Source organism: Rufibacter hautae, from assembly GCF_008271695.1.
In the GTDB taxonomy this organism is placed as follows: Bacteria; Bacteroidota; Bacteroidia; order Cytophagales; family Hymenobacteraceae; genus Nibribacter; species Nibribacter hautae.
On sequence record NZ_VKKY01000002.1, the window covers coordinates 40,235 to 61,764 of the forward strand.

14 protein-coding genes are annotated in these 21,530 nt (G+C 53.0%); 4 read left to right on the forward strand and 10 right to left on the reverse strand.

The features are described from left to right. Positions 1-204 precede the first annotated feature (204 nt). Positions 205-636 carry a response regulator gene (locus tag FOA19_RS09325; protein WP_149090574.1) on the reverse strand — a complete coding sequence of 144 codons (432 nt, stop codon included), beginning with the start codon at positions 634-636 and terminating at the stop codon, positions 205-207. A 44-nt stretch (positions 637-680) separates the two neighbouring features. Then, positions 681-1,817 carry a sensor histidine kinase gene (locus FOA19_RS09330; protein WP_149090575.1) on the reverse strand — a complete coding sequence of 379 codons (1,137 nt, stop codon included), beginning with the start codon at positions 1,815-1,817 and terminating at the stop codon, positions 681-683. 200 nt (positions 1,818-2,017) lie between these two features. On the opposite strand from FOA19_RS09330, the gene FOA19_RS09335 reads away from it, so the two are divergent. Next, a complete protein-coding gene (locus FOA19_RS09335; RefSeq protein ID WP_149090576.1) occupies positions 2,018-3,097 on the forward strand; it encodes a PAS domain-containing sensor histidine kinase in 1,080 nt (359 codons plus the stop codon). 663 nt (positions 3,098-3,760) lie between these two features. Next, positions 3,761-6,109, forward strand: coding sequence for a family 1 glycosylhydrolase (locus tag FOA19_RS09340; RefSeq protein WP_149090577.1), 2,349 nt, complete (start codon positions 3,761-3,763; stop codon positions 6,107-6,109). Between the two features lie 196 nt (positions 6,110-6,305). On the opposite strand, the gene FOA19_RS09345 is transcribed toward FOA19_RS09340, so the two are convergent. After that, positions 6,306-6,905 carry a hypothetical protein gene (locus tag FOA19_RS09345; RefSeq protein ID WP_149090578.1) on the reverse strand — a complete coding sequence of 200 codons (600 nt, stop codon included), beginning with the start codon at positions 6,903-6,905 and terminating at the stop codon, positions 6,306-6,308. Between the two features lie 419 nt (positions 6,906-7,324). Between FOA19_RS09345 and sppA the strand changes: the two genes are divergently transcribed. Together sppA and FOA19_RS09355 are read left to right on the forward strand one after the other, a co-directional pair. Next, positions 7,325-9,094, forward strand: coding sequence for a signal peptide peptidase SppA (gene sppA / locus FOA19_RS09350; protein WP_149090579.1), 1,770 nt, complete (start codon positions 7,325-7,327; stop codon positions 9,092-9,094). A gap of 176 nt (positions 9,095-9,270) precedes the next feature. Beyond that, positions 9,271-10,089, forward strand: a complete 819-nt coding sequence (locus FOA19_RS09355) for a purine-nucleoside phosphorylase (RefSeq protein WP_149090580.1) — start codon at positions 9,271-9,273, stop codon at positions 10,087-10,089. A 394-nt stretch (positions 10,090-10,483) separates the two neighbouring features. On the opposite strand, the gene FOA19_RS09360 is transcribed toward FOA19_RS09355, so the two are convergent. The 7 genes from FOA19_RS09360 to FOA19_RS09390 form a co-directional block, all read right to left on the reverse strand. Next, positions 10,484-11,320 carry a DUF4249 domain-containing protein gene (locus FOA19_RS09360; RefSeq protein ID WP_149090581.1) on the reverse strand — a complete coding sequence of 279 codons (837 nt, stop codon included), beginning with the start codon at positions 11,318-11,320 and terminating at the stop codon, positions 10,484-10,486. Beyond that, positions 11,320-13,620, reverse strand: coding sequence for a TonB-dependent receptor (locus FOA19_RS09365; protein WP_149090582.1), 2,301 nt, complete (start codon positions 13,618-13,620; stop codon positions 11,320-11,322). Before FOA19_RS09365 ends, FOA19_RS09360 begins: the two co-directional genes overlap by 1 nt. Positions 13,621-13,830: 210 nt before the next feature. Continuing rightward, the gene (locus tag FOA19_RS09370) at positions 13,831-14,103 is read right to left on the reverse strand and encodes a Txe/YoeB family addiction module toxin (protein ID WP_149090583.1); all 273 of its coding nucleotides are present in this window, start codon (positions 14,101-14,103) and stop codon (positions 13,831-13,833) included. Then, positions 14,093-14,380, reverse strand: a complete 288-nt coding sequence (locus FOA19_RS09375) for a type II toxin-antitoxin system Phd/YefM family antitoxin (protein WP_149090584.1) — start codon at positions 14,378-14,380, stop codon at positions 14,093-14,095. Before FOA19_RS09375 ends, FOA19_RS09370 begins: the two co-directional genes overlap by 11 nt. A gap of 167 nt (positions 14,381-14,547) precedes the next feature. Continuing rightward, positions 14,548-16,413, reverse strand: coding sequence for a M61 family metallopeptidase (locus FOA19_RS09380; protein WP_190300345.1), 1,866 nt, complete (start codon positions 16,411-16,413; stop codon positions 14,548-14,550). 188 nt (positions 16,414-16,601) lie between these two features. After that, positions 16,602-19,022, reverse strand: coding sequence for an ABC transporter permease (locus FOA19_RS09385; protein ID WP_149090585.1), 2,421 nt, complete (start codon positions 19,020-19,022; stop codon positions 16,602-16,604). Between the two features lie 94 nt (positions 19,023-19,116). Continuing rightward, positions 19,117-21,516, reverse strand: a complete 2,400-nt coding sequence (locus FOA19_RS09390) for an ABC transporter permease (RefSeq protein WP_149090586.1) — start codon at positions 21,514-21,516, stop codon at positions 19,117-19,119. Positions 21,517-21,530: the final 14 nt, after the last annotated feature.

Below are 21,530 nucleotides of genomic sequence, written 5' to 3' on the forward strand. Positions count from 1 at the left end.
TTTTCTGGCCGGGCACTTGAATCTTCTAAGGACATATATTTCCGTAAGCTGCAGTAAAAGACGGGGTATTTAGGTTTCCTTCCTATTCTATGGGGAAGATAGCGACAAGGAAGAACCTACTCTCTACAGAAGAGCCCGCTTATGAACCGTACGGGCAATTAGAAAGCAACGATGCAGCGCCGGGCAGGTAGCTCGTTTCTGGGCTTATCCTATTATTCCTTGTAAGATCTCTTTGGAAAGGGGTTTTGTAAGAAAACCGGCCACAGGGTAGAGGGCGGCTTTCTCTTTGTCTCCGGGGTTAAGGGAACTGCTGCAGATATACACCTTGGTTTGGCTCAGGTCTATAGGATCTGTTTTAGTGGTCCTTTCCAGAAACTCAAAGCCATCCATCACGGGCATACGGATGTCCAGGAAGATAAGGTCAGGTAGCTTTTTATCTTCGGCAGAAACCAACTCCTGTAATTTGGTGAAGGCCTCCAGGCCATTTTTGGCGGTAATGATTCCGTTTTGAATACCGGCCTTTTTCAAGAGAAGCTTAGACACGAAAATCCAGCTTTCGTCATCGTCTACTATCATCACAGATAGCATCTTTTGTGCGTTATCTGCCTGTGCGTCTGCTGCGTGCTGCTCCTGCATTTCTGTTGGGTACTAATTTACGTAAGTCTGTTAGGTAGGAGGGGTTACATCGCCTCTTGAAAGTACACCCTGAATTCAGTACCTTCTCCTTCTTTGCTTTCCACCTCAATCTTGCCGTCTGCGTTGTCTACTATTCTCTTCACCATGTAAAGGCCAACGCCGGTGCCTTCTACGTGGTCATGGAAGCGCCGGAACATGCCGTATAACTGCTCTTGCTGTTTAGGGTTCATGCCTAGGCCATTGTCTTTTGCCCGTAAAACCACATAAGGTTCTTCTAAACGGGTGGTTACCCGGATAATGCAATCGCGGTCTGGCGCCTGGTATTTGATGGCGTTGCTTAGGAGGTTGTACAAGATGCTCCGGAAGTTCTTCTTGGAGAAGTTGAGCTGTGACACTTGAAAATCAGTTTGGATGAAGCAGGCTTTTTGTTTGGAGGGATAGTTCAGGTCGGCCATGATGTCTTCGTACACGTCTTTGATATTGGTGACGATGTCTGTGGCGTCTTGGGTGCTGTCTTTTTGCACCCTGCTTATTTCGGCTAGATCTTCAATAGTGCGCTTAAAACGGTCTACCGAGTCCAGTACCCGCTGCAAAACCTCCTGCGTCTCTGGCGTAAGGGCATTTTCTTCCTTGAGCTTTTCTTCCAGGTACAGCATCAACGCCTCTATGTTGGTGATAGGCGAGCGCAGGTCATGCGAGGCCGTGTAAATGAAATTGTCCAGGTCATTGTTCGTGCGCTGGAGCTCAGAGTTTTTGCGCTCCAGGGCATTTTGCTGCCGTTCGGCTAGTTTGTCCTGCAGTTCTTTCTGTTTGGTAAGGTCTCCCGTGATTTTGGTAAAGCCAATGTGCTGGCCGCTCTCATCATAGATAGGAGTGAGGGTAACGGTGGCCCAGAACAGAGAACCGTCTTTCTTTTTGCGCCAGTCTTCGTTTTCAAAAGAGCCGTTATCCAGGGCTTTCTGTAATTCTTTTTCGGGGTAACCGACCTGCTGGTATTCGTCTGGGTGCAGGATGCCGTAAAATTGGCCCACAATTTCTTCTTCGGTGTAGCCTTTCAGCCGTTCCGCTCCCTTGTTCCAAGCCGTGATAATGCCGTTGGTATCAGTGGCGAAGATCGCATAGTCCTTTACCTGGTTTACAAAAAAGGAGTTGATGCTTTCTGCAGAATAGATAGGGGCCATAGGTTGTCTATACAGGTATGAACACAGGAATAATTCTTTTACTAAAAGAAGAATTAAAGGTTAGCCTGCCTTTATGGGCTGGTATAAACACTAGTCTTTTGAGAAGTAATACAAGTTTTCAAACTCTGGCAGTCCTTTTCTTGTATATTTAGGTAATTGAAACGGCCTTTCAGGATAACAGCGTTTCAGAAGACGTTGTTATGATTAACTCCCACGAGTTTTGCAAAGCCTTACTAGAACAAACCGGTTTGAGTTTGTTCGGCTACGACACAGGCTCACATAAATTCGTGTACCTGAGCCCTGCTTTCAAAGAGATTTTCAAGTTTCAAGAGGATCAGTCAGACATTGCTGCCCTGCTGAGCAAGGTTCACCCAGATGACCAGGAGCACGTCATTAAAAACCTGACCGAAGCCCAGGAACCAGGCATTTGTCCGGAAATTGAGTTCCGGATCAGGTTCACCGGTCAGTCAGAGCAGTGGGTGTGCCTTCGGCCTACTTTGCTGGAGCAAAGCACCGGTGAGCGCTTGATCATTGGGCACGCAGAAGACATCTCTATCCGACGCCAATACAACGACAACCTCAAGAAGTACTCCAACAAGAAAAACTCCGTCCTGAACATCCTTTCCCATGACCTGGCCGGGCCAATGGGCATGATCCATAACCTGGCAGAAATCCTGGTAGAGCAATTAGGCGATAGAGCCGATGAAGATGCCTTGGAAATCATTCAGCTGATTGACAAAAGCAGCCAGAACGGTACCCGCCTCATCCAGGAGTTTATGAAAAAAGAATTTCTGGAGTCTGCCCAAACAGAGGTCATTACCCGGCGGGTGAATCTGGTGGAGAAGTTCAGGGAGGCCATTGTGGAGTACCAGAGAGCCGAGGGAAAGGTGCTGCACGTGCAGGTTGATTTCACACCGGCCCAGGAGGAAGTCTACGCCCAAATAGATGACATCAAATTTCTGCAAGCCATCAGCAACCTGATCTCTAATGCCCTGAAGTTTACGCCAGACGGGGGAAGCATCACTGTTGGCTTGGAGGAGAAAAACGACCAGATTCTGATCACCGTCTCTGATACCGGGGTAGGTATTCCTAAAAAGTACCATGCCACGCTGTTTGATGAGTTCACCAAGGCCCGCCGCCCCGGTCTCAAAGGAGAGCCATCGGTGGGGTTGGGCATGTCCATTATCAAGACCATTGTAGAATGGCACCACGGACAAATCTCGTTTGAGAGCGCAGAAGGCAAGGGCACCACCTTCTACATCACCCTTCCCAAAGCTTGATTCCTGTTTTTAAAGCATTTTCTGAAAACTAGCCTCAAAGCTTAGTTTGCCTTGGTATGGCCTATGTTTTTTTGATTCCTTCCCTCTGTTTGTATTCACACGCCACTTTCTTAAAAGCATACGAAGCGTTAGGTTTGTATTCAAGCCTATTTCGGGGCTTAATTGGTTTAATTGCTTCAAATGTATACAGCAGAGTGGCCGTATAAGATTTTGTTATTCTCGTCTCATCTCAGGTAAATACTTGTAATAAAAGGTTCTATAAGCCTAAAGTTAGCCTTCTTTCTTTTTAACTATTTAAATAGGTTGATTCTGTCATTAAGTCACTTGATTTTAAGCTATTTATCTAAAACAAGGCGAAAAACACCATGCGTATAGCGTAATTACGAAGCTAATTTGCAGTAAATACGGTTTTTTAAGTGCATACCCTTAAATTTCACCTGTTCTTCAACTCTCTTTTTTAGGCTCGCGTATTTCTCCAAAACTGGTAAATTATTTAGAACAATTACCAGAACAGTTTTCTTAAACATCACGGAGCCTTTTGAGCATTGCCCCCTAATCTTTAGTGCTCTACTAAGGAATAAAGTACCTGTTTTACTGTCATGAATATGCCTAAATCCATGATAGATAAAGCATTGCTTTGCTCTGGTTCAAACGTTTATACGAATGGAGAAAAGCGAAAATCTGAACCCTTGTTTCCCAGAAGTTTGGGCAGGTTTAGAGTGTACCGTAAACCGGGTAGGAGATGAATACCTGGACCAGATGCAATTGAACGGCCATGCCCTGCGCGAAGAAGACATTGCCTTGTTTGGCTCCATCGGGGTGAAGAAGATGCGCTATCCGCTGCTGTGGGAATTAACCGCCCCCAACGGACCCGCTACCGCTGACTGGACTTGGGGCGACCGCCGCATGCAGTTGCTGCAGGAACATAACATCACGCCCATTCTTGGACTCGTGCACCACGGCAGCGGCCCCATGCACACTAACCTGGCAGACCCGTCCTTCCCCGAGGGAGTAGCCGAATACGCCCGTGCGGTGGCAGAACGCTATCCCTGGGTGGAGTACTTTACCCCGGTTAATGAACCACTTACCACCGCCCGCTTCAGCGGACTGTACGGGCACTGGTACCCGCACGGCAGAGACGGCAAGACCTTCGGGTTAACCTTGCTGCACCAATGCAAAGCCACGGTGTTGGCCATGCGCGCCATCCGGGAAGTCATTCCGCATGCCAAACTGGTGCAAACCGAGGATTTAGGCAAAACCTACAGCACCCCGCTGCTGGCCTACCAGGCCAAACTGGACAATGACCGCCGTTGGACCAGCCTGGACCTGCTCACCGGCACCCTTACCCCAGAGCATTCCATGTGGCAGTACTTCGTGAACAACGGCATCCCGGAAGAAGACCTGCAATGGTTCAGAGACAATCCGTGCCCGCCAGACATCATCGGGATCAACCATTATCCCACCAGTGAGCGCTACCTGGATGAAAACTTGGCTGGTTTCCCTGAGTGGACGCACGGCGGGAACGGTATCCATGAGTACGCCGATGTGGAGGCCCTGCGCGTGAAAACCGAAGATCCGGCCGGCTTTTACTCAGGCCACAAGGTCTTGCTGCGCGAAGCCTGGGAACGCTACGGTTTGCCTATCTCGGTGACCGAGGTGCACATCTGCGGCGCCCGCGAAGAGCAGGTGCAATGGTTCAAGCACGTCTGGGATTCCTGCACCAATTTGAAAAAAGAAGGTGTAAACGTGGTAGGCGTAGCTGCTTGGTCCTTACTGGGCACCTTTGACTGGGTGAACCTGGTGACCCGCGCCGACGGCTACTATGAACCCGGCGTGTTTGACGTACGCGGACCGGTGCCAAGACCAACCGCCCTGGCCAAAATGCTGACCAAACTGGCTAAAGGAGAGGAGTACAACCATCCCTTGTTCCATCTGCCCGGCTGGTGGCAACGCCCAGACCGCTATTTCTACCCGTTCACGGACGAAGCCAAACACGCCGAGTTGTTCCTGAACCGCGAAGAAAACCGGTTTGGCCGGGGCACCAAGTCGGTGTGGCGCCTGAACTGGAACCCCATCTATGAAACCGAGACCATCCCAGACGGCGACGGCTTGACGGAGAAAGAGGTACTCCATCTGGAAGACACCACGCGACCTATCCTCATCACAGGTGCCACCGGTACGCTGGGGAGTGCGTTTGCCCGGCTCTGCGGAGACCGCCACATTCCGTACCGGTTGGTGGGTCGCAAGCAGCTGAACATCGCTGATCCGTTCTCCATCGAGCGGGCCATGAACTACTACAACCCCTGGGCGGTAATCAACGCGGCCGGGTACGTGAAAATTGACGAAGCCGAAGAAGACTGCGAAGCCTGCCATCTGGTGAACGCGCACGGCGCCATGCTGCTGGCCGCTACCTGCCAGAAAAGAGGCGTCCAGTACCTAACCTTCTCGTCTGACCTGGTGTTTGACGGCTTGAAACAGGAGCCTTACCTGGAAAGCGATGCCGTGAACCCCCTGAACGTGTATGGCAAAAGCAAAGCGCAGGCCGAGAAATACGTGCAGGACATGAACCCCGAGGCGTTGATCGTGCGCACCAGTTCGTTTTTCGGGCCTTGGGACGAGTTCAATTTCCTGACCCTCATGATCAACCAACTGGCCAAAGGAAATACCTTCCTGGCCCCCGAGGACATCATTATCTCGCCCACCTACGTGCCCGATCTGGTAAATGCCTGCCTTGACCTGTTGGTAGACGAAGAATCAGGAATCTGGCACTTGACCAATGAAGGTGAGTTGTCCTGGGCAGACCTGGCCCGGAAAGCCGCCGAGATCACCGGCCTGGACCCTAACCTGGTGCAAGGGTTCTCCGCGAATGAGTGGCAAGGGCACCAAGCCCCTCGGCCAAGGTACAGTGCCTTGAGCAGTGAGCGCGGCCAGATCCTGCCTCAGTTAGAAGATGCTTTGATGCGCTACGCCAACCGCATGAAGTGGGCCAACCGAATTACCGTTTCCGCCTGATTTTGAAAAAACAGGCGGTAAACCAGGAAGATAGATATTTGGGTTTGTTGGTGTGTAGAGGAGAACACCCTTCTGTAGCAGGAGGGTGTTCTTTTATTTCAATCCAAGGCACCACCAGTGTTCCCAAAACAGGAAGTCCAAATCTCTGTTTTAAAGCTGATTTGAGAAAAGCGGACCTTAAACGCGCAAGGCACTTTTAGGGAGCAATGGTTTTGTCTTTCTCTTTAAGCCAGTAGCGCACGCCAAAAGACAGCGTCATGATGTTGGGGTAACCGGGCACAAACGAGGTGGAGAAATCGGCGCGGTCAGAGAGGCGGTAATTGTACTCAAACTCGCCGGCGTACCACACCATCTTGTACTGCCATTTGTCATTGGGGTCACCCCCAAAGAAGGAAGTGGAAAAATTATAGCCAGGCAGGTCAGACCAGTTGCGGCGGTAGACCAGGGTAGGGCCCATCCCGCCGTTCAGCGAATGGCGGCCAATCTGGAACACCACCGCCCGCAGCCCCAGATGGGTAAACCCCGCGAACTGCATGGCGCAGTCGGCATACAGGGCCTGGATGGCTTTGAAAGACAGTTTATCAGGGATGATGAACTGCTCATAGCCCACGCTGGCGCCAACATTCAACACCAGATAGCCTTTGCCATCGGGGTTCAGGGGCATCAGTTCGGCATTGTCGTCGCCTTTGGGATGCAGGGTAAGCCCGAAGTACTTGAAATTAAGGTTCCGCTTGTATTGCGCCTGGGCCAGGAAAGAACCCAAGACCAGGAACGCAAGTAGTGTCCATTTTTTCATTGTAAGGCTATATACGGCAATTGGGGCAATTTGCTAAAATCAGGTGGAAAACGCCGCCCCGCTACAACTAAGAATTGCCCTATGGGTAAAAGATAATAGCACCTGAAAAGTACCAAATCACCCACAAACCTTTGTCTAATTTGCGTTTTTCAGACGATTGTCCTCTTGTTTCATGGTGGTGGTTTCTCCAAAGAAAATGAACCATCAGGTAGCTAGCAGAAGAGACGATGTAATGTGCTGGTGATGAGAAATCTACAGCTTGAATTTGCAGGTGATGATCCTTGCGTTTGGTGCTTCCCTATGAACCTGTTTTGGCAAGATGAAGAAGAGAAAGACGTTTTTGTAAGTATTCTGCCTATTTTACGACTAATGTAGAGACATTGCAGGCCAGCTTAAGGTCCTGAATTGATTCATTTATTATGCGACAGTTTTTAAAGTTTGTACTGGCCACCGTGGTTGGCTTGTTTTTATTTGGCGTGGTGAGTTTCCTCATCGTGTTGGGCATTGCCGCGGCGGCGTCCTCAGGTGACGAGGTGAGCATTGCAGAGGGATCTGTGCTGGAGCTCAAGTTGGGCCAGCCAGTGGTGGAGCGGGCGCCCCGAAGTCCGTTCGCCGATCTGGGCATGGAGGAGGTGTTTGGGCAGGAGGGCATCGGGTTAGATGAGATCAAAGCCTCCATCAAGAAGGCCAAAGCCGATGACAACATCAAAGGTATTTTCCTGAACCTGGATCTGCTGCAGGCGGGCATGGCTTCGGTAGAGGAAATCCGCAACGCGCTGCTGGACTTCAAGAAATCAAAGAAGTTTGTGGTGGCTTACAGCGAGTTCTCCACCGAGAAAGCCTATTACCTGGCCTCCGTGGCCGATAGATTCTACCTGAACCCACAGGGAACCATGGAACTGAACGGCCTCAGCTCTGAGGTGATGTTCTTCAAGGGCACCCTGGAGAAACTGGACCTGCAGCCGTACATCTTCAAAGTAGGGGAGTACAAGAGTGCCGTAGAACCTTTCATCCTGGACAAGATGAGCGAACCCAGCCGCGAGCAGACGCAGTCTTTCCTGAACTCTTTGAATGATTTCATGCTGCAGAACATAGCCACCGCGCGCAAGAAAAGCCTGGCAGAGATGAAAAACCTCTCAGATTCCATGCTGGTGCACAACGCCAAAGATGCCCTGCGGTACGGTTTGGTGACCCACCTGGGCTACTATGACGAGGCCACCGATTTCATGAAGTCCAAAACCGGCGTGAAGAAGGATAAAGAACTGAAACTGGTGAACCTGGGTACCTACAAAAAAGCCACCGACCCAGAGAAGAAATCGGGCTCGTCTTCGAATAAAATTGCGATAATCTACGCCTCCGGCGATATTGTGGGCGGTAAAGGCGATGATGAGTCCATTGGCGGCCAGGGCATGTCAGAAGCCATCCGGAAAGCGCGCCTGGATAAAAACGTGAAGGCGGTGGTGCTGCGCATCAACTCGCCCGGCGGCAGTTCCCTGGCCTCAGACGTGATCTGGCGCGAGGTCATGCTCACCAGAAAAGTGAAGCCCATCATTGCCTCCATGTCTGACGTGGCCGCTTCGGGCGGATATTACATCGCCATGGCCTGCGATACCATTGTGGCGCACCCTACCACCATCACCGGTAGCATCGGGGTGTTTGGCATGATGGTCAACTCAGAGAACTTCCTCAAAAACAAACTGGGCATCACCACCGACCGCGTGAAAACCGGTAAGTTCTCAGACGTGCCCACTGTGACCCGCGCCATGACGCCGTACGAGAAAATGCACATTCAACGCGAGGTAGAGCGCATTTACGATGACTTCACCACCAAAGCCGCCCAGTCACGGCACATGCCTGTGGCCGATCTGCGGAAAGTGGCCTCCGGCCGCGTTTGGTCGGGCATCGAGGCGAAGCAGAGAGGGCTGGTGGACGTGATGGGCGGGCTGGACCAGGCCATTGCCATTGCCGCCAGAAAAGCCAAACTGAAGGAAGGCGACTACCGCCTGCGCACACTACCCGCGCAGAAATCGTTTATGGACAACCTGTTCTCAGACACCGAGTCCCAGATGAAGGCGTACTTCCTGCGCAATGAACTGGGCGATATGCTGCCGTATTACCAGCAATACCAACGGGTGATGCAGATGCAGGGTATTCAGGCGCGTCTGCCGTTTGAGATTGAGATCAACTAAATACCGGACCTTTGTTTCCCAGAAAAGACCGCCCCACGGCGGTCTTTTTCGTTTTAAGAAAAAGCGAGCGTCTCCTTTTCCTAATTTTTTCCGACCTTGCGCCTCCCCCAAATGAACCTGTTTTATGGTCCTTTTCTTCAAATAAGGCTTAAAACACCTGACCAAACCCTAAAACTATGATGAAGACCCTGCAAGAAGCCGCTGAGTACATTCGCCAGCAAACCTCCCAGTTTCAGCCCGATTTCGGGATTGTGCTGGGCACCGGCCTGGGCGCCCTGGTGCAAGACATTGACACAGCCTTTAGCCTTGACTACGCAGACATTCCGAATTTTCCGGTTTCCACCGTAGAGAGCCACTCCGGTAAACTGATCTTCGGGGAGCTGGGTGGCCGCAAGGTGGTGGTGATGCAAGGCCGGTTCCATTACTACGAGGGCTACACCATGGAGCAAGTGGTGTTCCCCATCCGGGTGATGAAGTTGCTGGGCATCCAGAAGCTGTTTGTGAGCAACGCCGCCGGAGGCCTGCACCCAGACTTCAACACCTCAGACCTGATGGTCATCACCGACCACATCAACCTGCTGCCTTCGAACCCGCTCATCGGCAAAAACCTGGAGGATCTGGGCCCCCGCTTCCCCGATATGAGCGAGCCTTACAGTGACCATCTGGTGCAGCAAGCGCTGGAGATCTCGGCGGCACACGGCCTGCACGTGAGAACCGGTGTGTACGCCAGCGCTCCAGGACCCATGCTGGAAACCAAAGCCGAGTACCACTTCATCAGAACCATCGGCGCCGATGCCGTGGGCATGAGCACCGTCCCCGAGGTGATTGCCGCCGTGCACATGGACCTGCCAGTTTTCGCCGTCTCCGTCATCACCGACCTCTGCGTGCCCGGCAAAATCAAGAAAGTAGTTCTACTGGACATCCTGGAAGCCGCCGCCAAAGCCGAACCCAACATGACGCTGCTCATCACCGAACTGATCAAGCGGCAGGAGTAAAATAGTCCTGAGTTCTGAGTCTTAAGTCCTGAGTTATGAGTCATCATAGGGTGAGGACGATTTTCACGCCTACTTTGTGGAAGACCTTTACAAACAGCAGAGCGGAATTCCCCTCCTGGGAGGGGTAGGGGTGGGTTTACAACTTCCCACAAACCACAAAAGCAGAACCGGCGTCAGAAAATCCTCTGGCGCCGGTTCTGCTTTTGTTTTTACTGCAGGTTAAGATCTGGTAAGACAGCTTCTACGTGCAGATTCTCCCCTCAAGGGGAGAATCTGCCTTGAACACACGGATTTGATGTTGATGAGGGGTTGTGCACCTAAAAGCTTTTTTGCTTCCTGATCACAACGGCTATTTCTCGGCCTATTTCCTAAAATCAGCCTTGAAACGCCCTGCTCACTTGATGATAATCTCCTTGCTGTGGTAATTCAAGTGCGTGAAGATACCGAAGCCGCCAGCCACGGTAGATTTTATGGTGACGGGTTGAGCAAATGGGTTGCCGTTGGCGCGGCGGGCGTCTTCTACGCTGCTGATGAAGTCATAGTAAGCTTTGTCTACGTGGAAGAGTTTAACGGTTAAGGTATCATCGCGGTCAAAGCGGTAGGTGGTGGTATAGGTGATCTTTTGGCCGTTGCGCAATTGGTCGTCTACTTCCGCGTCTAGTTGGCTGTCTATGCCGGTGCTGTCTTTTTTATGGGCCAGCAGGCGGTAAAAGTTCTTCTGTTCGGCGGGGTCCTGCCAGCGGGCCATGAGGTAAGCTTCCTGGCTTTGCTCTGGTTTGCTGTTGAATTTATAACCTACACTGTCTAGGAGAACTGGGGCCAACACCGTGGTGGAACCGGTGATGCGACGGCCTTTGGGATCGGTGATGAGGAGCTTGAACACGTCGCCGGGCTCGGCGGTGATTCTTCTGGGGTTGTAGTGGGTGTAGACTTTCTCGTTTTCCTCGTCAATGATCAAGGTATCTTTCAGGACTATGGGTGCCTCGTTGTTCTTGGTGATGGTCACGTTGGCACCGGTCACAATGAGGGCCTCAGGAGCATCAAAATACCCCGAGGATTCCGATAAAGCCAACCGAATGGGCTCACCATTTTCTAAGTAACATTCTACCACCATCTGCGGCGGCAACTTAGGCAATTCCACCACAATCTCCTGCTCCATGTCACAGGCAGACACTAGGCCAGCCAACAGAAGCAAAGACAGAAAAGGGCGTATGTAAAAGGGAGTACCCATTAGAATTTAAAGTTATAAGTCACAGACGGAATCACCGGGAACAAGGAAACCTGCTTGGCCACAAAGCCCGTGATCTGGTTGTTTTCCTCGTCTTTGATGGTCTCAAAATACACGAAGTACGGGTTGCGGCGGTTGTAGGCATTGTACACGCTGAACGTAAGGTCAGAGGAGCCGCGTTTCGGGCGCAGTCTCCAGACCAATCCTAAATCCAGGCGGTGGTAAGCGGCCAACCGGAAGGAGTTGCGCTCTGGATACACCGGGATCACGGTATAGTCCTCGCCGTTCACATCCTGGAAAACGAAACGCTGTACCGGAAGGGAATAGGCGTTGCCGGTTCCGTACACAAAGGTAGCGGTGGCGCTTAGGCGTTTGTGCACCTCTTGGATGGCCACTACGGAGAGATCGTGGCGGCGATCAAAGCGGGTAGGGAAGGTCTTGCCGTTGTTCAGGTCGGGGAAGGTGCGGTTGCTCCAGGAAAGTGTGTAGCCGATCCAGCCGGTAGTTTTGCCCTCCTTTTTCTCCACGTAGAACTCCTGGCCGTAGCTGTCGCCGGTGCCAAAGACAAACTCCTGCTCCAGTTCCTCTGTCCCGAAAATCTGCGCCCCGTCGCGGAGGTCCAGTTGGCGGTTCATCTTCTTGTAATAGGCCTCGGTGCTGAACAGGTATTTGTCTTTGTAAAGCTTGGTCAAGCCCACCGTGAACTGGTCTGAGCGCTGCGGCTTCACACCTGGACTGGACGGATACCAGATATCGGTGGGGAGGGAGGCCCCGGTATTGGAGATAAGGTGCACGTACTGGAACATGCGCGTGTAGTTGGCCTTGAGGGTGAGCGTCTCAGTGAAGCGGTAACTGGCGGCCGCCCGTGGCTCCAGCCCCAGGAAGTTCTTGCCGTTGTTCAGGAAACCCGAGAGGCGCAAGCCATAACTCAGCGTGAACACCGGGCTCAAAGCCCAGTCATCTGAGGCATACACGCCGTATTCCTGCCCTCGGTAGTTGTTTCCCGCACCCACGTTTACCGTTCCGTCCTGGCTGTTGGCTTCCAGCCTTCCCACGGTAAACCGGTGGTCAATCGCGGAGCCTCCAAATCGCAGGTGGTGATGCTCCGAGGAAATGTACTCAAAGTCAGACTTCAGGGTGAGGTCTGTGATGTGGGAAGTGAGGCTGAAGGAGTAGATGTCCAGCTGGTTTTTGATCTGGTACTGGTAGTTGGAGGCTGAAAAAGTGGTGTTTACGAAAAAACGGGGCGAAAACTGGTGCGCCCACCTTGCCGAGCCCACGCGGTTTCCCCAGTTGAAATTGAAATCGAAATCCTCGTCGTTGAATTTGAAGAAATCGCGGCCGTAGTAACCGCTCAGGAAAAGGCGGTCGTTGGGGCCCAATTCAAAGGTGGCCTTCGCGTTGAAATCATAGAAGTAATAGTCTGGGATAGGGCTCCAATCTGGGTCGCTTTCCTTGGCCTTGTTGATCATGCGGGTGAAGACATCCACATACGTGCGGCGCCCCGAGACCAGGAACGAAGACTTGTCTTTCTGGATAGGGCCTTCCACCGTGAGCCTGGAGGCGATCAAGCCTATCCCGCCGGAAACGTCATTCTCTTTGCGGTTGCCCTCGCGCAGTTTCACGTCCAGCACACTGGATAACCGCCCCCCGAACTGCGCCGGGAATCCGCCTTTGTACAGTTCCACGCCGCGCACCGCGTCTGGGTTGAACACACTGAAAAACCCGAACAAGTGGCTGGGGTTGTACACCAGGGCATCGTCCAGGAGCACCAGGTTCTGGTCAGAGCTGCCGCCCCGCACAAACAGACCGCTGCTGCCCTCGCCGCCGCTCTGGATGCCCGGTTTCAGCTGCAGGGTTTTGATGATGTCCACCTCGCCAAACAGCGCCGGCAAGAGCTTGGCCTCCCGGGACGAAAGTGTTTCCATGCTCATCTGCGGCGTGGTCAGGCGTTCCTGAAAGGTATTGCGCTCAGATTCCACCACCACTTCGCCCAGCTGGTTTGAGTTCTCCAGCAACTCCACGTTCAGGCGCGTGTTTGTGGTCAGGACTACTTCTCTGGTCAAGGTCTGGAACCCGATGTACGAAAACTGGATCTGGTACGTGCCCGGGTTCAGCGGCAAAGCGTAGACGCCGTTGGTGTTGGTCTCTACGCCCGTGGTGGTGCCCGCCACCGAGACGCTGGCCCCAATCAGTACCTCGCCGGTTACTGCCGAGCGGAGCGTTCCGTTCAGCGTGACCCGGTCCTGGGCCTGGGCAAAGGAAATGGGCAGAAAAAGCAAAAGCAGCAGGAATAATCCCATTTGCCACTGAACGGCCCTGGGAAACGGAATATGTCTGGAGGATTGAAGCACGCTTGCGGTGGTCAGATTTAAAACATAACGCCTAAACCCCTGATATGTTTTTACAGGATAGACTTGGCGAAGAAGCTACTTTAAATATAGTATTTAATTCTACTGTTAGAACAGATAAGATTGATGAAGAAGGCCACCGGGAGGATGACCTGTGGGTGTTTAATAGTGTAAGCGACATTGGACGATGAGGCAGGTCTGATCCAAGCCTTTGGTGCCTATTATCTTGTAGACCAACCGGTGCTCATGGGTGATGCGCCTGGACCAATAGCCTTTTAGGTCATACTTTAACGGCTCCGGCTTTCCCAGCCCTCCAAAGGGTTCCTTCCGGATCGCTTCCAGCAACTCGTAGATGCGCTTAACGGTGGTGAAGTCGCCTTTCTGTATAAAGTAAAAGATGTCCTCGTGCGCATGTTGGGTGTAGTTAAATTGCATTTTCTCCTTTCGCTATCTCCTTTTGCAGATCCTCTAGGGAGAAAGAAATGGTTTGGCCTTTTTCCGCCTGCGTGATGGACTCATCAAGGCGTTGGCGGTTGGCGGGAGTAGAGAGAAGGTGAGCCGTTTCCATAATTGAGTTATACTCGCTCAAGGGCATAAGTACGACTGCCTCTTCATTTTCCCTGGGAATCACTAATGTGTCCAGAGATTTGGTAACCATGTCAAGGTATTTTTTGATGTTGCCTCTGAAAGCGCTAACGGTCAATGATAACATAACAGTAAAGTTTATTGCTTAACGAATGTACATAATTATGTACAATATAGTTGCATCAAGTGTAAAAATGCTACCTACCCTTTGTAAGCCTAAAAAGTGGCGCCCGTTTCAAAGCTGTTTCAAAGAAAACAACCCCAAAACGGGCGCCACAAAAATCAACTAATAGTCTACAGGCTAGAATACAGCCAAGCTTCCCGTAAGGTCAACTGCGCCGGGGTGGCGTTAGGGTCTGGGGTAAGCAGGTGTGATACGTTTTCCTCAGCGGCTACCAGTTTGCCTTTGAGCTCTACCGGTTTTACCGTTCCGGAGGCATCTTTCCGGCCGACGGTGATGGAAATTGGCGTACCTTCTTTCGCGCTCATCACGTGTTTGTTGATGAGATCGGTGGCGTTGCGCAGGTTCAGGTCCTCGCCGTTGATCTGCCATAACTGGTCGCCGGCTTTGTAGCCCAGCTGCTTCCCGAAGGAAGTGAGGTTCTCGGTACTGGCCACCATCAAATGCCCCGAGGCCTGGTCATAGCCAATGGTAGGACGGCCCAAGGAAATGCGTTTCTGAGTGCCGGTAGGCTGATAGGTGATGCCTACTTTCCTGAAAATCTCAGAATAGGGCAGGGGCTCATTGCCTTCCACGTGGCGCTTGAAGAAGTCACGCACCTCTGGGTAAGTAAGCGCGGTGATCTTGTCAAACAGCTCCTCGTCTTTGAACGACTGATTTTTGCCGTAGGTCTGGCTCAGGTCCTTCATCAGATTCCGGATGCCGTATTTTCCGCCCGAGAGCTCGCGCAGCCTGATGTCTAAGGCCATGCCGATGAGTGCGCCTTTCTGGTACACGTTGCCGTATTCTTTCTCATGCTTGTCCAGGGCGCCCAGGCTCAGTTCAGTAAAGGCCAGCGCGTCGTTGTACTCCTGCTGCGAGGCGATGATCTTGTTGCGCAACTCCGTCAGGAAATCAGGCAGCTCTTTCAGGCGCTGGTTTATCTGCACGTGGTGGGCAAAATACTCGGTCACGCCCTCGTACATCCAAAGGTGCTTAGACATCTTGGGATTGCTGAAGTCAAAATTCCCGATCTCCTCTGAGTGGATGTTCAGCGGGGTCACGATGTGGAAGAACTCGTGCGCCGAGATGTTCCGGACCTGCTCAGCCAGCATGGTAGGCGGCATCTCGGGGAAGTAGTACACCGAAGAGTAGGAGTGCTCCAAGGCCCCGTAGGCGCCGGTGCGGTTCGGTTTGTTGTCTATGTACACCAGGAAAGCGTATTTGTCTACCGGCAGCGTGCCGCCCAGGTAGTTTTTCTGCGCCTCCAGAATGGTTTTGATGTTCTCGGCCAGGTTTTTAGAGCGGGCCCCGCCCCCTGCGGCGTACGTGGAGATCAGCACATCGGCGTTGCCTACTTTGAGCATGGCCGTGTCTGGGCGGCTGTACAGCATAGGCGAGTCTACCAGGTCATTGTAGCTCTGCAACAGGTACGTGTCTGAGGTAGGCGTGGAACTGGTGGTGCGCAGCGGCGTGGCGCCGTAGAAATCTTGCGGCTTGTTCACCGTGATCTGGTACGGCACCTTGGTCAGGTTGGCGAAGTACCCGAAGAAGCCGTGCGTGTTGAGTAGGAATACCTTGCCTTCCTCAATGTCCGTAGCGGCCGGCTCAAACACGATGTCTTCTTTCTTGGGCGTGTCCCAGGTGTCATCTACCAGGTAGGTGAGGCGGGCCAGTTTCTTGGCTTTCTTGATTTTCCAGGTGTTCTGGTCCAGGCGCTCTACGCTCAGTTTTTTGCCCTTTTTATCAAAGGCGTTGAAGTCAGAGACAAACTTCCCGAAATTATACACGGCATAGGTGCCGGGCACCATTTTGGGCATGTGGTAGAGGACTTCGTCTTCTTTTAACTCTGGGGTGATCAGGGTTACCTGCAGTTTATCGTCTTTGGCCTGAGCCAAGTCCAGAGAAAACTTGTAGGCAGGTGTGGCGTTGTTTTGCGCCAGCAAGGGGGAGTGCAGGAGAGCGGCAAACGCCAGCGCCGCCAATGATTTTTTCAACATAGAATTTTAAATGTCTTGGAATGCTAAGAAAACGAAAGTTATCGGGTTTAGGTGTCTGGACCGGAAGAATCCTGTGCCGTCTTCTCAGGAGGAAACCATTTTTCCTCTACGTGTTAGTCGCGGGGCATGTCTAAAACTTACAGGAAGCGATTTAGGGCCTGTTTCAGTAAACAAGCCCCAAAAGGGATTTACTCACTCCTCAGCGACTTCACCGGGTCCAGCAACGCCGCCTTGGCCGCCTGGAAACTGACGGTAGCCACCGCGATGACCAGCGAGGCCAAACCCGCCGAGAAAAATAGCCATGGACTCAGGTTCACCTGGTAGGCGAAATCCTGGAGCCAGTTCTTCATGCCGTACCAGGCCACCGGCGAGGCGATCAAAATAGCCAGCAACACCAGCAACGCGAAGTCCTTGGACAGCAGCAGCACAATCTCTACCACCGTAGAGCCCAGCACCTTTCTTATGCCGATCTCTTTGGTGCGCTGCTCGGCGGTGAAAGAAGCCAGCCCGAACAAGCCCAGGCAAGCGATGAGAATGGTTAACCCCGCGAAATACCCGAAAACCGTCAGCATCTTTTCCTCGGCCTGGTACTGCCGGTTGAAGTAATCGTCCAGGAAGAAGTATTCCATGGGGTGCTTGGGCGCAAAGGCTTTCCATTTCTGCTCCAGAAAGGTAAGCGTATTTTGGGCATTTTCCGGGCTGATTCTGGCCAGCAGGAACCGGTTCCCTTCGGGGACGGGCACAATCATGAGCGGCTCAATGGGCTTGTGCAGCGAGGTGTAGTTGAAGTTTTTGGCCACGCCAATCACCTGGGCGTCATAGTCGGTCACCTGTACGCGCTTGCCAATGGGGTTTTTCCAGCCCAGCCACTTGGCCCCGGCCTCGTTCACAATCACCGCTCCTTTTGCATCCGTCGGGATACCTTTCTGGAACGTACGGCCTTCTTTGAGGTCAATGCCCATCAGTTCCAGGGCATTGTAGCTCACGAACATCACGTTCATGGTCTTGTCTATTTCGGCGCCGTTTTCGTCCTCCACCAGCATCAGCAGCCGTGACAGTTTTTCTCCCGGAATATCGTTCAAGGTGGCTACTTGCAAAACGTCCGGGTTCTGGGTCAGTTCCTGCATGACCACCGGCAGTTTACCCAAGGTAGTAGAATCTGCTTTGGGCATTTCAATGGCTACCACCTGCTCTTTGTTGAACCCCAGGTTCTTGTTTTTCAGGAACTGCAACTGGCTGTACACCACCGCCGTGCCGATGATCAAGACCAGCGAAATGGTGAACTGTAGTACCACCAGGCTCCGCCGCAGCCAGGCATTGCTACCCCGGGGGCTCTTGTCAGATTTGAGCACATCTACCGGCTTAAACCCGGACAGGAAGAAGGCCGGGTAGCTGCCCGCCACCAAACCCACAAACAGCAGAATGGCCAACACTAGCAAACCAAAATTAAGGTTCAGGAAAGAGGAGAGGGCAAACTCGTTTCCGGTGAGTTGGTTGAAAAGGGGCAGCGATAACTCCACCATGGCCAAGGCTAGGATCAGGGCCAAAAGCGTGATCAGGATGGATTCGCCCAGGAACTGGCCCATGATCTGGCTTCGGTGCGCCCCCACTACTTTGCGCAAACCCACCTCGCGGGACCGGTTGACCGAGCGGGCGGTGGCCAGGTTCATGTAGTTGATGCAGGCAATGAGCAGAATAAACACCGCCACCAAAGAGAAAATGTACACATAGGCGCGGTTCCCCGAGGGACTGAGATCGGTCTGGAAATCATTGTTGAGGTGAATGTCCGTGATGGGCTGCACCGTCAATTCCATGGAGGCCGTGATCTGGTTTTCCTTCATCCAGGGCACCGCCCGCTGCTGCACCAAGTCGGCCAGTTTCTGCTCAAACGTGGGCAACGCAGCCGGGCTGTGGAGGGTGACATAGGTGTAGTAGGCAAAGTAAATCCACTCGTTTTGTTCCTGGGCAATGGTCTCGGCATCTTTCCCGGCCCTTTCCGCTTCTTCGCGGGTGACCATGGAGAGAAAGGCATCGGCCTCCAGGTGCGAGTGCTTTTCGGGTTGGAAGATGCCCGTAACGGTGTATTGGTTTTTGCTGAACTGCAGCGGTTTGCCCAGTGCCTGCTCGGTTCCCCCGAAATACTTCTGGGCCAGTTCGGCAGAGATCACGATGGTTCTGGGAGCTTTGAGCGCATTTTCCGGATTTCCGGCCAAAAACGTGTAGGGCACCACCTGGAAGAACGTGCTATCGGCGAAGAACAGCTTGTCTTCCAGGAAAGGTACCTGGTCTTTCCAGATGGTCTGTTTGGAGGAAGGCGCCAGGCGAGCCACTTTTTTCACCTCTGGAACTTCGCGCCGCAGATGGTCGGCGAGGGGTTTGGGGGAAAGCGAGAACAGGTCATTGTTGCCATGGAAATTCACGCGGCTCACCACCCGGTAAATATGCTCGGCATCAGCAAAGTTGCGCTCGTAGGTAAGCTCGTGGCCCACATACAGGAAAATAAGCAGGCACGCCGAAATGCCGGTCGCCAGCCCGATGATGTTGATAAACGAGTACGCTTTGTGCCGCAGCAGATTCCGCCACGCTATTTTGAGGTAATTCCTGAGCATCCGGTTGTAACATATCGCCCCGCCGTGGGCCGTACTAAGTTCTGAAATAGTTTTCGTTTAGGGGCCTTTTTCCCGAAATCAGCCCCTAAACGGCTTACTCGCTTCTGAGGGCTTTGATGGGGTCCAGCAACGCCGCCTTGGCCGCCTGCACACTCACCGTAGCCACCGCAATCGCCAACGCCACCACAGCCGCTCCCACAAACAGCCACGGGCTCAAAGGCACGCGGTAAGCAAATTCCTGCAGCCACTTCTGCATGCCGTACCAGGCCAGCGGCGAAGCCAGTACAATGGCAATGACCACCAGCAACGCAAAATCCTTGGTCAGCAGCATGACAATGCCCATCACCGAGGAACCCAGCACCTTCCGGATGCCGATCTCGCGGGTGCGCTGCTCGGCCATGAAAGAAGTGAGCCCGAACAAGCCCATGCAGGCGATCATGATGGTCAGAATAGAGAAGTACCCGAAGATCTTGAGCATCTTCTCCTCGCTCTGGTATTGTTGGTTGAAGCTTTCGTCCAGGAACGTGAGGTCAATAGGGCGGTTAGGGTCAAAGCGGGCCCAGGTGGTTTTCACGTGCGCCAGAGCTTCCTCAAAGTTATCGCCGGAGAGCCGCGCCAGCAGGTAGCCCGAGGTTCTGGGCCGCACCCGCAGCACCACCGGGGCAATCTTATCGTGCAAAGAGGTGTAGTTGAAATCCTTGACCACCCCAATGACTTTGCCGCTGGTAGTGTCACTGAACCCGATGCGTTTGCCCACGGCGTCCGGCCAACCTAGCAGGTTGGCCGCTGCCTCGTTGATGATGAAGCCCGCGCTTTGGTCGGTGCCCATATCTTGGGAGAAGTTGCGGCCGGCTTTAAGTTTGATGCCCATCAACTCCAGAAAGTCATAGTCCACGGTCATCATGTTCATGGTTTTCTCCACCATGGCGTTGTTGCGCTCTACCATAAAGATGAGTACCCCCGCACCCTGGCCCGGAATCTGAGCCGAGGCCGAGACCTGCGTCACGTTCGGGTTAGCCAGCAGCTCGCTCTTGATCAAAGGCAGCTTGGCCGTGAGCGTGGTGTCTCCGCTGGGAATGTCAATCACGGCCACCTGCTCTTTGTTGAAGCCCAAATCAGCCTTCTTCAGGAAATCCATCTGGCTGTAGACAACCACCGTCCCGATGATGAGCACCAGTGAGATAGTAAACTGCAGAATCACCAGCCCTTTGCGCAGGGTAGCCCCGCTGCCCCGCGGCGCTTTATCAGACTTGAGCACATCTACCGGCTTAAAGCCCGACAGGAAGAACGCCGGGTAACTGCCCGCTACCAAACCAATTAACAGTATAATGCCCAGCAACGTAAGCCCGAACACCGGGTTGAGCAGGTACGAAGAACCAATGTCTTTATTCGTGAGGCCATTGAACGTAGGCAACAGCAGTTCCACCAGCGCCAACGCCAGCAACACCGCCAGCAGCGTAATCACCAGAGACTCGCCCAGGAACTGACCTACCAACTGTGAGCGGTGTGCGCCCACCACTTTGCGTAGGCCCACTTCCTTCGCGCGTTTCGCGGAGCGGGCCGTGGCCAGGTTCATGTAGTTGATGGAAGCGATGAGTAGCACAAAAATGGCCACCGCCGAGAAAATGAAAATGTAAGACCGGTTGCCCGAGGGCGAGAGTTCATACAGCCAGTCGTTGGTGAGGTGAACATCGGTCAGCGGCTGAATCTTGTAGTCTACCCGGCCGGTGGACTGCATCTGGTCATAGGCTGGTTTTACCCTCCTTTGAAATAAATCGCCCATTTTCGCCTGCAAAGAAGCCATTTGCGAGGGGTTGCGCAGCACCACATACGTGTACGTGTTGGTGTTGCCCCATTCCCCTTCCATCATCTGCATGAACTCGTTGCCCAGCGAACTCAAGGAGGCATAGAAATCCGGCGTGAGGTGCGAAGGGCCGGAAGGAGCCAGTACGCCCGTCACCTTAAACGACTCGCCCTGGATTTTCACCAACTGCCCCTGCGCCGCCGCCGCGCTCCCGAAAAGCTTCTCGGCAGTAGCCTGGGTGAGGACCATGGAAAAAGGCGCCGCCAAGGCCGTGGCCGGATCGCCGCTCTGGAACTCGTAATCAAAAACAGAGAAAAAGGTGCTGTCTGCAAAGTAGGAATTGTTGAGGTAAAAGACCTTGTCATCGCTCACGCTTACAGCCTGCTTGTCGCCGTTGACCAGGCGTACAGCGGATTCCACCTCGGGGTAATCGGCTTTGAGGGCCGGAGCCAGGCCGCCGGTGGTGAGAGAGGCTTTCTCAATCTCGTCATCTACAATCAGGTCGTTCACCACCCGGTACGTGCGGTCGGCTTTGGCGAAATGCTTCTCGTAACTCAGCTCGTGCTGCACAAACAGAAAGATGAGCAGACACGCGGAGATGCCCGTCGCCAACCCGATGATGTTGATGGCCGAGTACGCTTTCTGCCGAAGCAGATTCCGCCAGGCTATTTTAAAGTAGTTTTTTATCATGAGGTTAGGTTTGT

Coding starts and splice junctions, on each gene's coding strand:
- FOA19_RS09325 (WP_149090574.1), bottom strand. CDS start 636: ATGCAGGAGCAGCACGCAGCAGACGCACAGGCAGATAACGCACAAAAG.
- FOA19_RS09330 (WP_149090575.1), bottom strand. CDS start 1,817: ATGGCCCCTATCTATTCTGCAGAAAGCATCAACTCCTTTTTTGTAAAC.
- FOA19_RS09335 (WP_149090576.1), top strand. CDS start 2,018: ATGATTAACTCCCACGAGTTTTGCAAAGCCTTACTAGAACAAACCGGT.
- FOA19_RS09340 (WP_149090577.1), top strand. CDS start 3,761: ATGGAGAAAAGCGAAAATCTGAACCCTTGTTTCCCAGAAGTTTGGGCA.
- FOA19_RS09345 (WP_149090578.1), bottom strand. CDS start 6,905: ATGAAAAAATGGACACTACTTGCGTTCCTGGTCTTGGGTTCTTTCCTG.
- sppA (WP_149090579.1), top strand. CDS start 7,325: ATGCGACAGTTTTTAAAGTTTGTACTGGCCACCGTGGTTGGCTTGTTT.
- FOA19_RS09355 (WP_149090580.1), top strand. CDS start 9,271: ATGATGAAGACCCTGCAAGAAGCCGCTGAGTACATTCGCCAGCAAACC.
- FOA19_RS09360 (WP_149090581.1), bottom strand. CDS start 11,320: ATGGGTACTCCCTTTTACATACGCCCTTTTCTGTCTTTGCTTCTGTTG.
- FOA19_RS09365 (WP_149090582.1), bottom strand. CDS start 13,620: ATGGGATTATTCCTGCTGCTTTTGCTTTTTCTGCCCATTTCCTTTGCC.
- FOA19_RS09370 (WP_149090583.1), bottom strand. CDS start 14,103: ATGCAATTTAACTACACCCAACATGCGCACGAGGACATCTTTTACTTT.
- FOA19_RS09375 (WP_149090584.1), bottom strand. CDS start 14,380: ATGTTATCATTGACCGTTAGCGCTTTCAGAGGCAACATCAAAAAATAC.
- FOA19_RS09380 (WP_190300345.1), bottom strand. CDS start 16,413: ATGTTGAAAAAATCATTGGCGGCGCTGGCGTTTGCCGCTCTCCTGCAC.
- FOA19_RS09385 (WP_149090585.1), bottom strand. CDS start 19,022: ATGCTCAGGAATTACCTCAAAATAGCGTGGCGGAATCTGCTGCGGCAC.
- FOA19_RS09390 (WP_149090586.1), bottom strand. CDS start 21,516: ATGATAAAAAACTACTTTAAAATAGCCTGGCGGAATCTGCTTCGGCAG.